This window comes from Pseudomonas spirodelae (genome assembly GCF_034653255.1).
In the GTDB taxonomy this organism is placed as follows: domain Bacteria; phylum Pseudomonadota; class Gammaproteobacteria; order Pseudomonadales; family Pseudomonadaceae; genus Aquipseudomonas; species Aquipseudomonas spirodelae.
In genome coordinates, this window is record NZ_JAYEET010000013.1 from 191,844 (window position 1) to 206,420 (window position 14,577).

The window sequence follows — 14,577 nt, forward strand, 5'->3', positions numbered from 1 at the left end:
CTTGGCCGGAGATTGGGGGAGTTTAGGTGCTGCTGTTGATAATTGCCGCGCTGAATATACCCAATGTCGCCGGGTTTGACCGCTTGCTAGCGCTTGCTCAGGGTTTTCTGCCTGAGGATATACAGGCTGACCAGCACCGCACTGGTCAACATAAAAGCCCTGGCCCAGAACAGCGGTACCAGGTAACACGATAGGCCAATGCTCAGCCACATCAGGCTGATGGCGTAGACCTTGCCCTTGAGCGGAATGCCCTGGCCTTCAAGGTAATCAACAATCCACGGGCCCAGTTTGCGGTGGTTGACCAGCCACAGGTAAAAGCGCTTCGAGCTGCGCATAAAGCAGGCCGCCGCCAGCAGCAGAAACGGCGTGGTGGGCAGCACTGGGAGAAAGATGCCAATCACCCCCAGCGCCACGCTCAGCCAGCCGATGGCCAGCAATGCGTAGCGGATGGCCGGGTTGCGCTGCAGCTGAATATCACGCGCCATCGCGCGTGCTTAGTGCTGGCGGGGCTTCAGTAGGGCAGGTTTTTCTTCCGGCGCATTGCACAGCAGGAAGAGGGCGGTCAGTAGCTCGGGGATTTGCTCGACCATGCTGTCAACCAGGTCGCGATCGCTGGCGATTTCTTCGAACTCGGGCTGCTCATCAAACAGGCCGGAGGCGACCATGATCGGCAGCAACAATTCGCTGACTTCATCTTCAGCGTCGTCAAACCACACGGCTTCGCGTAGGAATACCCCTTCCATAAAGCCAATGCACCAGCCGCGCAGGTCGGAGTCGTCCGGCTCATCGCCGAGGTCCAATTCGCACGGTACGTCCGGCTCATCATCGCTGGCCAGTTGGCGGGCGATATGGCTTTGCAGTTGGATCAGGGTGGCTTCGATCTCTTCGCGCTCGGCATCACTGCGGTAATGCGGCGGCTCGGAGAACAGCGCGTCAATCCATTCGCGCTCAGGCACTTTTTCCGGGCAAATCGACAGGGCTGTCAGGTAGCCGTGGGCGGCGATGTAGTCCAGGGCCTCATCATGCAGCTCATCAGCATCGAGGAAGGCTTGCAGGCGGGAGAGTTGCTCGGCGAAGGACATCGGGGGCTACCTTGAAAGAGTAAACGAGGCTGGATTCTAGTCTAGAGCGACCCTAGCGGCCATAGCCGCAGGCCGCGGGCGGTGAAAATCAGATCAAACTCCGCCACGGCTGCGCGTGCGCATCCGGCACTTGCGTATAATGCGCAGCTCGTTTCGGAGACCCTTCATGCTCGAGCACGCACAACGCATCCTTAAAGACGTATTCGGTTACGACAGCTTCCGTGGCCGCCAGGGTGCGATTATCGAGCGCGTGGCCAGTGGCGGCGATGCTTTGGTGCTGATGCCTACTGGCGGCGGCAAGTCGCTGTGCTTCCAGGTGCCGGCGTTGCTGCGTGAGGGGTTGGCGGTGGTGGTGTCGCCACTGATTGCCTTGATGGACGATCAGGTCGCGACTCTCGACGAGCTGGGCGTGGCCGCGGTGGCGCTGAATTCGACTTTGAGCAACGACGAGCAGCGCGAGATTGCCGAGCGGATCAAGCGCGGCGAAGTCAAGATGCTCTACCTCGCGCCGGAGCGGCTGGTGCAGCCGCGCATGTTGAGCTTCTTGCAGAACCTTGAGATCGCTCTGTTCGCCATCGACGAGGCGCATTGCGTGTCGCAGTGGGGGCATGACTTCCGCCCGGAATACCTGCAATTGGGCCAGCTGGCCGAGCTCTTCCCCAATGTGCCGCGTATTGCCCTGACTGCTACTGCAGATATGCGCACCCGTGAGGAAATCGTCCAGCGTTTGCACCTGCAGAATGCCGAGCGTTTTCTGTCGAGCTTTGACCGGCCGAATATCTTCTACCGCATCGTGCCCAAAGAGCAGCCGCGCAAGCAGTTGCTGAACTTCCTCGCCGCGCGCAAAGGCGATGCCGGCATCGTCTATTGCCTGTCGCGCAAGAAGGTCGAGGAGGTCGCCTCATTCCTGTCTGAGCAGGGCTACCCGGCGCTGCCGTACCACGCCGGCTTGGCTAACGAGCTGCGCGCCTATCACCAGAAGCGCTTTCTCAACGAGGAAGGGCTGATCATGGTGGCGACCATTGCTTTCGGCATGGGTATCGACAAACCCAACGTGCGTTTTGTCGCTCACCTAGATCTGCCGAAATCCTTGGAAGCCTATTACCAGGAAACCGGTCGCGCTGGCCGCGACGGTTTGCCGGCGGATGCCTGGATGGCTTACGGCCTGCAGGATGTGATTTTCCTCAAGCAGATGCTCAACAACTCCGAAGGTGACGAGCGGCATAAGCGCGTCGAGCAGCACAAACTCGACGCCATGTTGGCGCTGTGCGAGGAAACCCGCTGCCGCCGTCAGTCGCTGCTGGCCTACTTCGATGAAGACATGCCGCAACCGTGCGGACACTGCGACAACTGCATGGACGGCGTACAGACCTGGGACGCCACCGAGCCGGCGCGTCAGGCGCTGTCGGCGATCTACCGCACCGGCCAGCGTTATGGCGTGGGGCATCTGGTCGATGTATTGCTCGGTCGTGACAACGATAAAATCCGTACGGTCGGCCATCAGCATCTAGCTGTGTTTGGTATTGGTAAAGCATTTGCCGAAGGCGAGTGGCGTTCGTTGTTCCGCCAACTGGTGGCGCGCGGGTTGGCGGATGTCGACCTTGAGGGTTTCGGTGGCCTGCGTCTTTCCGACAGTTGCCGGCCCTTGCTCAAAGGTGAGGTCAGCCTGCAGCTGCGCCGCGACCTGAAGCCGCAACAAAGCGCCAAGGCGTCCAGCAGTGCCGCCAGCCAATTGGTGCGTGGTGAGGAGCGCGGTCAGTGGGACGCCCTACGTGCCCTGCGGCGCAAGTTGGCGGAAGAACATGGCGTGCCGCCGTATGTGATCTTCCCGGATGCCACCTTGCTGGAAATGCTGCGCAGCAAGCCCAGCACCCTGGCCGAGATGGCGCGGGTCAGTGGCGTCGGTGCGCGCAAGCTGGAGCGTTACGGCGAGGCCTTCCTGGCTGTGCTCGGTGCAGGTGATGACGCGCCGCGCGCGGTGGTCGATCTGCGTCACGAGTTGGTCAGCCTGGCACGTGCCGGCATGACCCCGGCGCAGATCGCCAGCCAGCTCAGTTGCAGCGAAAAGAATGTCTACGGCCTGTTGGCTGAAGCGATTGGTCGGCAACAGTTGTCGCTGGAGCAGGCGCTGGATGTGCCCGAGGCCCTGCTTGGCGAGATTCAGGACGCCTTTCTCGACGGCGAGGGCGAGTTACCGCCGGTAGCCGCCATCAGCGAGCAGTTTGCCGGGCGCGTTGAGCTGGGCATCCTGCACTGCGTGCGCGCGGCCTTGCAGGCAGAATTCGAAGCCTAGAGCGCGACCGTAATCGCGCGCTTTGCGCAAATGACCGATTTTGCCGCTGTGCTTGGCGCGTGGGGTGAATGTGTGTGCAGCGGTTCCGGTGCTAGCATCGCCGGGTCTCCCTTGCATGAATTGCCCCATGGACCGACTGATTCAGGCCAACGGCCAGCCGCACTACGGCATCTTTCCCGCTGCGCCGGGGCTGATCAATTACCGCGACTTCGACTTTCGCTCGCCCATGGGTCTCAAGCTAGGTGCTTTAGCCAAGTGGCGGCGCTTCCATCAATTCCAGTATTTCGGCCTGATCAGTGATGAGCTGATTGGCGGCTGCGCCCTGGCCAATCTCAGTCTGCTGGGAGTGGGTTTTGTTTACCTGTTTCACCCGGCCAGCGGGCGGATGATCGAACGTCAGTTCAAGCTGCCGCTGGGGTTTGGAACGCACTTCTCTCAGCAACCGAATGACGGCGTGTGTGAGTTGCGCAGCGGACGCAACCGATTGCGCCTAGAAAACTGCGCCACGTCGCAAGAAAAACGCCTGCTGGTGGAGCTGGATGACGGCACGCATATCGACGCCTGCTTTTCCGATGCGCCGCCAACGTTTCAGCCGTTGTGCATCAATACGCCAGCGGGTGTTAATGGCTGGGTCTATGCGCAGAAGGTCGCCGGGGTACGCTGCACGGGGCAGGTACGCAGCACGCTGGGTGATTTTGACCTGGCGCAGATTGGCGCATTTGCGCATCACGACTGGTCAGGCGGTTATATGCGCCCTGAAACCCACTGGAACTGGGCCTGTTTATCCGCTCAGGCGGGCGAGCAGCGGGTGGGGCTGAATCTGTCCTGCGGGGTTAATGAAACCAGCTTTACCGAAAATTGTTTTTGGCTCGACGGTGAACTGCACAAGGTGGATACGGTGCGTTTTGCCTTTGATCGCGAGCAGCCATTGCAGCCCTGGTTGATCCACTCCTATGACGGTCAGGTAGAGCTGAGGTTCGAGGGCCGTGGTTTGCACAAAGAGCGGCTGAACGTGGGGCTGCTGGCGAGTAACTTCAAACAGATTTTCGGTCAGTTCAGCGGCGTATTACGTCCGCTCGGAAAGCCCGAAGTGCGCATCGATAAGCGCTGGGGCTTTGTCGAGGATCAGTACGTAAAGTGGTGAAACCCTTTGCAGGCTTGCCTCGCTAAAGGGGTTATGGTTAGCTGGCTAATAATTAGTTTTTTATAGTTAAGAGCCGTTAACCATGTCACTTACCGATCAACACCGCTTTGCCATGCAAGTTGCTCAACTCTCCCGCGCCTGGCGCGCTGAACTGGATCGCCGCTTGGTCGGCCTGGGGCTTTCTCAGGCTCGTTGGTTGGTCCTGCTGCATCTGGGGCGTTTTGCTGAGTTGCCGACCCAGCGTGAATTGGCGCAGAGCGTTGGCGTCGAAGGGCCCACCCTGGCGCGTCTGCTTGACAGCCTGGAAGCCCAAGGCTTGGTAAGCCGCCTGGCCGTGCCTGAAGACCGTCGGGCGAAGAAAATTGCCCTGATGCCAGAAGCCCGCCCGCTGATTGAAAAGATCGAGGCGATCTCCTCACAACTGCGTGAGGAAGCCTTCGCCGGCATCGATGAAGAGGAATTACGGCGCTGCCAGAAGGTCTATGCCCAGGTGTTGAGTAACCTGGAAAAGCGCTAATGCGTGATGACCTGCAGGCGCTGCAGCAACGTTTCGGGCCGCGTTACCCGCAGTGGCTGCTGGCGTTGTTGATGGTCGGCAGCATGGCCATGGTGCTGGCCTCCACCAGTATCAACGTCGCCTTGCCAACAATCATGGCGGACTTTTCTATAGGCCGGCCGCTGGCGCAGTGGCTGTCCACTGGATTTCTCGCGGCCATGACCGCTGGCTTGTTGTTGGCTGCCTGGGCCCAGGCGCGCTTTGGCGCACGGCGTACGGCGCAGTTCGGTCTGCTGCTGTTTATCATCAGCTCGTTGTTGGCCCTGGTGGCTCACGCCGCCTGGCAACTGATCGCCCTGCGCATTGTGCAGGGGCTGTGCGCCGGGATTGTGCAGCCGTTGGCCATGGTGCTGATCTTTCGTGTATTTGCCGACGGCGGCCGCGGTATGGCATTGGGCCTGTATGGCCTGGGGGTCATGCTGGCGCCGTCATTGGGGCCGGGGATTGGCGGCTACTTGGTCGATCATTTCGGCTGGGCGGCGATCTTCTGGATGCCGTTGCCGCTGTGTCTGCTGGTCATGCTGGCCGGCCAGTGGTTGTTGCCCAGTGTGCGTGAGCGCAGCACGCCGCGCCTGGATATCCAAGCCTTTGCCTGGTTGAGTGTGGCGATATTCGCCGCGCTGTTTTTCTTTGCTGAAGCGCAGCGTTTTGCCTGGGACGCTCCTCGCGTCTGGTTACCCGGCACTCTGGCGCTGCTGGCCGGCCTGGTGTTTATCCAGCGCAGCCGGCGTGCCGCTCAGCCTTTACTGCCGCTGACGTTGTGGCGGCATGCGGGTTTTCGTAGTGCCAGCTGGGTCGCGCTGACCCTGGGCTTGGGGTTGTATGGCTCGACTTACCTAATCCCGCTGTATCTGCAAACCGTTGAAGGTTTCAGCGCCGGCCGGGCGGGCATGTTGCTGTTGCCGGCCGGTTTATTAATGGGCATGGCGTCCTTTCTCGGTGGTTGGCTCAGTGATCGACTGTCTGCGGCGCTGCTGCTGAGTGCTGGCCTGCTGATTTTTGCCCTATCGGCGGCAGGGTTAGCTTGGATCGAGCAGGGCGCGTCATTTCTTGTGCTGTGCTTCTGGGCCAGCGTGGGGCGTGTCGGCCTGGGGATATTGCTGCCGGCGTTGAGCACTGGCTCGCTGGATATCCTCAGCCCTGCAGAACTGGCTCAGGGCGCAGGGGCCATTACCTTCGTCCGTCAATTGGGTGGCGCGTTTGGGGTGAATCTGCTGACGTTCTTTCTGGAGTGGCGGCACAGCGCTGAAGGCGGCGATCAATCGGCCGATATGCTGGCCTTTAAACAGAGCTTTTGGCTGGTGGCCGGGGTGTTCGCCGTCACGGTAATGGCAGCCTGGGGCGTCAAGTCGAGCAGGCGCTGAGCGCTAGGCTTCAGTGTGACGGAGTTGTCGTTTTCTTGACCGTTAGCCTATGCTTGCGCCTGTGCTGGCTTTTTGCCAAATAACTGTTGGCTTTTCAGCAGTCAGTCCTTCGTTATTGCCGCCATGCACCAGCCGGGTTAAACACGGAATGTATCTCCCCGCGCAGCATTTGCCGGCTTCTGTACGTTCGTAAGCGCTGGACGCGCACGCCTTCAATGGGAAGCGGCGAGAGCACAGAGACGGATTCACCGGGAGCGTTTTTTATGGCAAAGGTTCGTCAGTTACTGATTGGTTTGGCCTCCGGCTCAGCCCTCTATTCGGGACTGGTCCCAGCACTAGGGCTGGGTGAAATCACGCTGCATTCGGCGCTTAGTCAGCCGTTGGATGCTGAAATCGAATTGTTTGATGTGGGCGATCTGAGTGACGCCGACATGCGCGTGCGCCTGGCACCCGCTGATGTGTTCAGCCGTTCCGGCGTTGAACGTTTGTATTTTTTTAATAGCCTGCGCTTCACCCCACTGCTGCGAGGCGGTAAAAGCGTGATTCGCGTGGTGTCGACCCAAGTAGTGCGCGAGCCCTATCTGAACTTTATCGTTGAGGTGGTGCGCCCCAGCGGCAAGTTATACCGCGAGTACACCGTACTGCTCGATCCCCCCAGCTCTGCTGCCTATAACCGTTTGCCCGAACCTTCTGCGGTGCCTGCCACACCGCGTTCTGCGGTTAGCGAACGCGCCCAGCCGAAGGTTTTGCCGACTGCGCAACAGGGAAACAGTTACAGCGTGGTCAGTGGCGATAGCTTGTGGAAGATTGCCGCGCGCTTGACCGCGGGTACTGGCCAGGCACCCCAGGCGCTGATGGACGATATCCAGGCCCTGAATCCTCAGGCCTTTATCGAGGGCGATGTCAGCCGCCTGCGTGCCGGTGCGAAATTGTTATTGCCCGACCGCATCGCCAGTGCGCCGTCCAGCGCAGTTGATCCGGCTGTTGCAGAAGGCTTTTTACAAGTTGTTGAGGACGCCGAGGCTGCACCCGCACCCGCCGTCAGCGCTGATTTGCCGGCTGAGGTGCTGATCCAGGAGCAGGCGCGCGTCGAGCAGGAGCTGGCCATCCAAACCGCTGAAACCTTGCAATTGCAGCAGAGCCTGGCGCAGCTGAGCCAGCAGGTGCAGCAGTTGCAGGAGCAGATGAGCACCCGTGATCAGCAGATTGCTGATCTCCAGGCTGAGTTGGCTGCCAGTCGCGCGAGTGCCGCTGCTGCGGTTACACCTGCCGTGGTTGCGGTCAATCCACCGGTGGCGCCTGAGTCAGGCAGCAACTGGCTGGGGATCATCGCCGGGCTGCTGGTGCTGTTGCTCGCCGCTGTTGCAGGTTTGTTCTGGCGTGCTAGAAAGCCGCTAGAACCCGCGCATCTGCCTGTTATGCCTGCGGTCATACCTAACCCACCCAAGGCGCAGCGTGTAGTGCCGGCCGAACCCGCTGTTGCGGTTTCAACAAGCCCTCGCGACGCTACGCGTGCCGGCCCGGTATGGCCTGCGGCGGGTGAGGATGCCTTGCAAAGCGCCAATGTCTACATCGCCTATGGCCGCTTAACTGAGGCTGCCAGCACCTTGGAACGGGCCTGGGAAGCGCAGCCGCAACGCAGTGATATTGGCTTTCGTCTGCTCGAAGTGCTGGCGTTGTTGGGTGATGCCCAGGGCTTTAATGCGCAGGAGTTACGGCTGCGTGAATCTGGCTTTAATCCGGCTCGTATCGACGAGTTGAAAGCGCGGCACGCTGAGCTGCTCGATGTGCCTTCGCCCAGCCAGATTGATGACATGGTGCTGCAACTCGATGAAGTCGAGGCCGCGCCCGTTGAGCCGTTTGCGAATGACGTTCAGCTCAACCTCGATGAGATGTCCTTGGATGCCGACTGGGACCTGGTGAGCCCCTTTGCCCCCGCGGCGAAGAATAAGGCGCTGGACAAGCCAGGCAGTGCTGCCGAGCAGCGCAAGGGTTCAGATATTTTTGAGCCCTCAGCGCGAGATGCGCGTAGCCCGTTTGCTGAGTCGATGTTGGTGGAGGAGAGCCCACATGACAGTTGGGAGACCGACGAGCTTAACGTAGCCTTTTTGGATGATTTCGATGAGCTGGCGGACAGCAACGATAACGTCTCAAAACTGAACACGGCGTTGGCTTATATCGAGCAGGGTAGCTTGGACAGTGCCTGCCAAATCCTCAATGAAGTGATCAATGAGGGCGATGAGCAGCAGAAACAGGAAGCCCGTCAGCTATTGGCTAAGATCGCCTGATTCAAGGCGCCGTTGACTAACGCCCGCGTGCCTCTGGTACGCGGGCGTTTTGTTATGTCGAGCTTGAGTGGGCGCGCGCTATCATCCGCGTTTCATCCGTTGTGAGCCTGCCAATGTCTACCTCAAAAGCCGAAGTGGTGATCACCTATTGCAGCCAGTGCCAGTGGCTATTGCGCGCGGCCTGGTTAGCCCAAGAGTTGCTGTCGAGCTTTACCGATGATTTGTCCCGGGTCAGCCTCGAACCGGGTACTGGCGGCGTGTTCCGTATTACCTGTGATGGCGTGCAGATATGGGAGCGCAAGGCCGATGGCGGCTTTCCCGAGGCCAAGGTGCTCAAGCAGCGCCTGCGTGACCAGATCGACCCCGCGCGTGATCTGGGGCATAACGACCGTTGAGCGCCGCCAGTCTGTCTTGAGATTACTTGGCCATGCGCGCCGAGAGAAAGATGGCACTGACAATCAGCAGGCCGCCGGCAAGCATGCGCAGGGTGGGTTGTTCGTTGAACAACAGCCAGGCGAAGGCAATTCCATAAACCGGCTCAAGGGCGAAAATAACCGCGGTGGTACGTGCCTTGAGCACCCTCAGGCTGGCCACGAACAAGCTATGCGCCAGGCCGGTACAGAAGATCCCGAGCATGGCCATCCACAGCCAATCCTGTGTCTGAACGCTGGGTAGGCTTGGCCAGGCCAGCGGCATAAAGAGCAGTAACACCGTTAGGTTCTGGTACAGCGCCGCCTGCACCGGATCGATACCGCGAGTGCTGGCGCGATTGAGCAGCGACAGCAAAGCGAACAGAAAACCCGACAGGACTGCCCAGAGCAGTCCGCTGGTGGCCTGGTTGGCCAAATTGAAGTTTGGCGTAACCAGCACCAAGCCTACGCAGACCAGCGCCACCATGGTGTATTCGACTCGCTGCGTGCGCTCCCGGAACAGCAGCCCTTCGAGCAGCACGGTGAACGCTGGGAAGCTGGCAAAACCCAGGGTGGCGATGGCTACGCCAGATATCTGCACCGCCTCAAAGAAGCTCCACCAATGCCCACCGAGTAACGCACCGCCAAGGGCCAGTTGGCTCAGCTGCTTTAGGCTGAGGCGCACCAGTTGTGCATTGCTGATCAGCTTGGCAAAGAGCAGCAGCACCACCACGGCGAAGAACGCGCGGCCGGCAGAGATCATCTGTGGGGTGGTGTTAGCCAGCTTGCCAAAAATGCCTGAGAGGCCGAAAAGCAGGGCGCCAAGATGGATGGCCCACAGCGCGTTACGTGGGTTCATAGCAGGCGTGCACCGTTTGCTACAGGCTTGTCGAAGCTGGCCAGCACCACCTTGTTGTCGGCGTCATACACGCCGGTCACCAGTACTTCGGAGCGCACGCCGGCAATCCGTTTGGCGGCAAAGTTGCACACGCAGAGCACTTGGCGGCCGAGCAACTGTGCGCATTGATAGTGGTCCGTCAGCTGGGCGCTGGATTGTTTGACGCCTAACTCGCCGAGGTCGACCTGCAATACATAGGCGGGCTTCAGGGCTTTTTCATTGCGCGCCGCAGACAGCACGGTGCCGACGCGCAGTTCTACCCGTTGAAAGTCTTCCCACTCGATCTGTTGCATGCTACGGCTCCTCAGACTAAGCAGCGGAGTCTAGGGGGCTGCCGGGCAAAAGTCTGTCGCAGGACTTGCGGCGTTTGTCGCATTACTCGCGCTGTACACGTAAGGCGCGTGCTGACAGGCCAAATTGCCGGGAGAGGGCCGCGGTAAAGGCGCTTTGTGAGGCGTAACCCACACGTGCGGCGATGTCACCAATGGCCAGGTTGCTGCTTTGCAAGAGTTGACGCGCCAACTGCAGACGGCGGCTGCGCACATAATCCATAGGCGTTTGTCCGGTTTTACTGAGAAAACGCACATGAAAGCGTGCCGCTGACAGGCCTGTCAGGCGCGCCAGATCCGCCACCTGCAGCGGGTGGGCGGCATGCTGATCGATATGTGCATCCAGCGCGGCCAGTGGCAGGGCATTACTTTCGTGGGCCGGCGTATCGGCGTGGGTCAGGCTGGCCAAGAGCAGTGCGGCGCCTTGCTGGGCAATCACTGGGTCATTGATCGCGCTGGCCGCCAGCCAATTGACCAATTGGCTTTGCGCGGGAGTGAGGCTGACCGCTGCCGGTTTTTCCAGCAGTCGGCGAGTGGCATCCAGGTGGCTGCCCAGTTGCTGCTGCAACCAGCGCTCGCAAGGCACATCGAGTACCAAGCAATGGCTGCCACGTTCGCTACCGCAGGCGTGCAGGGCAGCGCTGGGCACCACGGCCAGGGTCTGCCTGTTTACTTGGCTGCCATGCCCGGCAACTTCGAACTCCAGTATGCCGCTCAGGCCAAAAACCAACTGCGCGTGGTCATGGCTGTGGCTGAGTAGTTCATGGCTGTAATGACGCAACGACAGCGGCGTGGGCATGCAGGGCTCCTTTTCAGGCGCCAAGTTTACCCATAGATCTGCCTGGCGGTCTGTCATTCAACTGCCATGCGCTTGTCATGGCAGCTTCACTGGCGCTTAGCAGACTCGAGCAAACCCAGCCGGAGGTCGTCTATGACCAGCGCTCAGCTCGCCAAGCCCAGCCGCAAGCAACGTGTCCGCACCCTGTGGATTTCCGATGTTCACCTAGGGACTCGGGACTGCCAAGCCGAACACCTGGCCGCGTTTCTCAAGCGCTATCAAACCGACAAGATCTACCTGGTCGGCGACATCATCGACGGTTGGAAACTGCGCCGCGGTGTGTACTGGCCGCAGGCACACAGCAACGTCATCCGCCGCCTGTTGACCATGAGCAAGCGTGGCACCGAGGTGATTTACGTCACGGGCAACCATGACGAATTTCTGCGGCGCTATTCGAGCCTGATGCTCGGCAATCTGCAGCTGGTCGACGAGGCCGAGCACATCACCGCCGATGGTCGCCGGCTGTTGGTGATTCACGGCGATCAATTTGATGTGATCACCCGTTATCACCGCTGGCTGGCCTTTCTCGGTGACTCGGCCTATGAGTTCACCCTGACCCTCAACCGCTGGCTGAATTACTGGCGCTGCCGCTATGGCTACGGCTACTGGTCGCTGTCGGCTTACCTCAAGCACAAGGTTAAAACTGCGGTGAGCTTTATCAGCGACTTTGAACAAGCCATCGTTCATGAGTGCGCCAAGCGTGGTTTTAATGGCGTGATCTGCGGGCACATTCACCATGCCGAAATTCGCTCGATGGGTGAGGTGGAGTACATGAATTGCGGGGATTGGGTGGAGTCCTGCACGGCGCTGATCGAACACCTGGATGGCAGTATCGAGCTGTATCGCCTGGCCGATGATCAGGCGCATCAGCTGCAGGCGGCTTCAGTGGCTGCTGGAGAACCGGCGCTGTGAGGATGCTGATCGTCTCCGACGCCTGGTCGCCGCAGGTCAATGGCGTTGTCACCAGCTTACAGGCGCTGATTAGCGAGCTGCGCGGCATGGGGCATCAGGTCAAGTTGCTATCGCCGGCAGATTTTCGGGCGCTGCCGTGCCCCAGTTATCCAGAGATTGCCCTGGTGTGGGATCTCTGGCGGGTGGGCGCAGCCATTAGGGACTTTCAGCCGGATTGCGTGCACTTGGCCACCGAAGGCCCACTGGGTTGGGCCGCGCGGCGCTGGTTGGTCAAGCGTGGCTTGGCATTCTCCAGCGCCATCCATACGCGCTTTCCGGAATACGTGCACACCCGTTGGCCCTGGGTGCCGTTGAGCTGGGGGTATGGGTTTTTACGAGCGTTTCACCAACCCAGTCAGGCGGTATTGGTCACCACCGAGCGCATGCGCGAGGTGTTTGCTAGCTGGGGGTTTAAGCGCTTGCTGTTGTGGCGCAAGGGCGTTGATACGCAGCTGTTCCAGCCGTCGGTCAGGCCGCCGCGTGCGGCAGAACCGGTGTTTTTGTATGTGGGGCGGATTGCCCCAGAGAAAAATATTGAGGCGTTTCTGGCCCTCGACCTGCCGGGAGAGCAGCGTGTGGTCGGTGACGGCCCACTGCGTGAGGCGCTGCAGGCGGCTTATCCGCAGGTGCGCTTTCTCGGTTACCAGCATGGCCAGGCGCTGGCCGAGGCTTTTCAGAGCGCCAGCGTATTGGTGTTTCCCTCGCGCACCGATACCTATGGTTTGGTGATGCTTGAGGCTTTGGCCTGTGGCACGCCGGTGGCGGCGTTTCCGGTGGCCGGACCGCTGGATGTGTTGCAGGCGGGCGTCAGCGGCGTCATGGATGAGGATTTACGCGCGGCCTGTGTGGCGGCCTTGAGCCTGGATCGCGCGCGCTGCGCCGAGCTGGCCGCGCGGCAATCCTGGCGGGCCTCGGCGCTGGAATTTCTGGCGCAGCAGCCGCTGCTAGACGGTGAGCTGTGCAGGCCGTTTGGTGCAGAAATTACACGCAGTAGGGCGTGATCAGGCGCTTACATGATCACCTTGTCACGCAGCTTATCGGCTGCCTGACTGAGGGCCTGGATGACCTTTTCCTTGTCGAAGTTCTGGATGCCATTGGTGTCCAGGTACATGGAAAAACCCGGCAGCTCATGCTCGACATAACTGGAGGTGGCGCCCAGGTCGCGGCGGAAATCCACCACCTGATAAATCTGCACCGGGCGGGTAAAGCCCTTGACGCTGATCTGGCCCTTGTCGCGGCACATGATCACGTCTTTGACCAGCGAGTAGGTCTCATGGGAAATCAGGATTTCCCCCGAATCGGCGGCGCTTTCCAGGCGGCTGGCCAGGTTCACGTCGCGCCCGATGATGGTGTAGTCCATGCGCGTGTCCGCGCCGAAGTTGCCCACCGTGCAGTAACCGGTATTCAGCCCCATGCGGATTTCCAACGGCTTGGTGATGCCTTGGGCGCGCCACTGCTGGCGTAGCACCTTCATGTGTTTGCGCATGGCGATGGCCATGGACACGGCATTCACCGCATCCTTCTTCGCACCTTTGCTGCTTGGGTCGCCGAAGAACACCATCACGCAGTCGCCGACAAACTTGTCGATGGTGCCGCCGTATTTCAGGCAGATCTTCGACATCTCGTTGAGGTAGGTGTTGAGCAGGTCAGTCAGGGCCTCGGCTTCCAGCTCTTCGGCCAGTTCGGTAAAGCCCTTGATGTCCGAGAAGAACACCGTGAGCTTCTTGCGCTGAGTTTCCAGGCGCACGCTCTTTTTGCCGGTAAAAATCGATTCCCACACTTGCGGCGAGAGGTATTTGGCCAGGTTGCGCGCCAGCCGTGCGGCTTTTTCTTGCTCGCGGCTGATGTCGCTGCGTACCTGGGTCAGGCGTAGGCCCTGCTGGTGCACGAAGTAGGCCGTGATGCAGATATACAGGGTGGTGAAGGCAATGCTGACCAGCGCCACCAGTACCGGGGACTGGAAGTTCGCGGTGACGTCGGTTAGGGCAAAGATAAAAATTGCGCTGCTAAAGGCGATTAGCGCGGCCAGCCCAAGGTAGCGCAGGCCGCCGATGACTAAGGCGCTGAAGGCCATGATCAGCAGCGCCATCAGTGAGGGCACCACCGAAAAGCCCAGCAGCGTAAGCACGGCGCCACAGTGCAGTGCATCGATGAAAAGCAGGCTGAGGGTGGTGCGCTGAGGGTGCTCCCGCTTGAAACGCAGGCTCAGGTGGTGCGCCAAATGTGGGTAGAGCAGGGCGTAGGGCACCATCCAGAGAATGTCATAGCCGAAATGCTGGACATAAGTTCCGGCGGCAATACTGGCGGCAATGGCGATATAGGCCAGAACGCGTGAGTAATACTCGCGCAGCGGTGGTGACGGTAAGGTGGGAAGTCGAGGGGCGCTTTTGACATTCATGCGATAGAACAATCCCTGCTGCTCGT

14 protein-coding genes are annotated in these 14,577 nt (G+C 60.2%); 8 read left to right on the forward strand and 6 right to left on the reverse strand.

Translation table 11 applies throughout. From position 1 onward, the window contains the following. Positions 1-86 precede the first annotated feature (86 nt). The gene (locus SOP97_RS05885) at positions 87-485 is read right to left on the reverse strand and encodes a YbaN family protein (RefSeq protein ID WP_322948566.1); all 399 of its coding nucleotides are present in this window, start codon (positions 483-485) and stop codon (positions 87-89) included. Between the two features lie 9 nt (positions 486-494). After that, a complete protein-coding gene (locus SOP97_RS05890; RefSeq protein WP_274088316.1) occupies positions 495-1,082 on the reverse strand; it encodes a YecA family protein in 588 nt (195 codons plus the stop codon). A gap of 166 nt (positions 1,083-1,248) precedes the next feature. Here SOP97_RS05890 and recQ point away from each other — a divergent pair, with 166 nt between their 5' ends. The 6 genes from recQ to SOP97_RS05920 all read left to right on the forward strand — a co-directional run bounded on the left by recQ (position 1,249) and on the right by SOP97_RS05920 (position 9,122). Next, positions 1,249-3,375, forward strand: coding sequence for a DNA helicase RecQ (gene recQ / locus SOP97_RS05895; protein ID WP_322948567.1), 2,127 nt, complete (start codon positions 1,249-1,251; stop codon positions 3,373-3,375). A 127-nt stretch (positions 3,376-3,502) separates the two neighbouring features. After that, positions 3,503-4,519, forward strand: coding sequence for a DUF2804 domain-containing protein (locus tag SOP97_RS05900; protein WP_322948568.1), 1,017 nt, complete (start codon positions 3,503-3,505; stop codon positions 4,517-4,519). A gap of 82 nt (positions 4,520-4,601) precedes the next feature. Further along, entirely contained in the window at positions 4,602-5,036 is a 435-nt protein-coding gene (locus SOP97_RS05905) for a MarR family transcriptional regulator (protein WP_274088319.1), read from the forward strand. Then, positions 5,036-6,439 (forward strand): DHA2 family efflux MFS transporter permease subunit, encoded by a 1,404-nt coding sequence (locus SOP97_RS05910; protein ID WP_322948569.1) that lies wholly within the window; start codon positions 5,036-5,038, stop codon positions 6,437-6,439. The genes SOP97_RS05905 and SOP97_RS05910 overlap by 1 nt, the downstream gene beginning before the upstream one ends. Before the next feature lie 263 nt (positions 6,440-6,702). Beyond that, positions 6,703-8,727 carry a FimV/HubP family polar landmark protein gene (locus tag SOP97_RS05915; protein WP_322948570.1) on the forward strand — a complete coding sequence of 675 codons (2,025 nt, stop codon included), beginning with the start codon at positions 6,703-6,705 and terminating at the stop codon, positions 8,725-8,727. Positions 8,728-8,840: 113 nt separating this feature from the next. Continuing rightward, positions 8,841-9,122 (forward strand): Rdx family protein, encoded by a 282-nt coding sequence (locus SOP97_RS05920; protein WP_322948571.1) that lies wholly within the window; start codon positions 8,841-8,843, stop codon positions 9,120-9,122. A gap of 22 nt (positions 9,123-9,144) precedes the next feature. On the opposite strand, the gene SOP97_RS05925 is transcribed toward SOP97_RS05920, so the two are convergent. From SOP97_RS05925 to SOP97_RS05935, 3 genes are all read right to left on the reverse strand, one after another. Next, positions 9,145-9,996, reverse strand: coding sequence for a DMT family transporter (locus SOP97_RS05925; RefSeq protein ID WP_322948572.1), 852 nt, complete (start codon positions 9,994-9,996; stop codon positions 9,145-9,147). Next, entirely contained in the window at positions 9,993-10,328 is a 336-nt protein-coding gene (locus SOP97_RS05930) for a tRNA-binding protein (protein ID WP_322948573.1), read from the reverse strand. The genes SOP97_RS05925 and SOP97_RS05930 overlap by 4 nt, the downstream gene beginning before the upstream one ends. Positions 10,329-10,410: 82 nt before the next feature. Beyond that, the gene (locus SOP97_RS05935; protein ID WP_322948574.1) at positions 10,411-11,163 is read right to left on the reverse strand and encodes an AraC family transcriptional regulator; all 753 of its coding nucleotides are present in this window, start codon (positions 11,161-11,163) and stop codon (positions 10,411-10,413) included. A gap of 132 nt (positions 11,164-11,295) precedes the next feature. On the opposite strand from SOP97_RS05935, the gene SOP97_RS05940 reads away from it, so the two are divergent. Together SOP97_RS05940 and SOP97_RS05945 are read left to right on the forward strand one after the other, a co-directional pair. After that, positions 11,296-12,114: a UDP-2,3-diacylglucosamine diphosphatase gene (locus SOP97_RS05940; RefSeq protein ID WP_322948575.1), complete on the forward strand. Its 819-nt coding sequence runs from the start codon at positions 11,296-11,298 to the stop codon at positions 12,112-12,114. Beyond that, the gene (locus SOP97_RS05945) at positions 12,111-13,154 is read left to right on the forward strand and encodes a glycosyltransferase family 4 protein (protein WP_322948576.1); all 1,044 of its coding nucleotides are present in this window, start codon (positions 12,111-12,113) and stop codon (positions 13,152-13,154) included. Before SOP97_RS05940 ends, SOP97_RS05945 begins: the two co-directional genes overlap by 4 nt. A gap of 8 nt (positions 13,155-13,162) precedes the next feature. Here SOP97_RS05945 and SOP97_RS05950 read toward each other — a convergent pair whose 3' ends face one another. Next, positions 13,163-14,551, reverse strand: a complete 1,389-nt coding sequence (locus SOP97_RS05950; protein WP_322948577.1) for an adenylate/guanylate cyclase domain-containing protein — start codon at positions 14,549-14,551, stop codon at positions 13,163-13,165. Between the last annotated feature and the right edge of the window lie 26 nt (positions 14,552-14,577).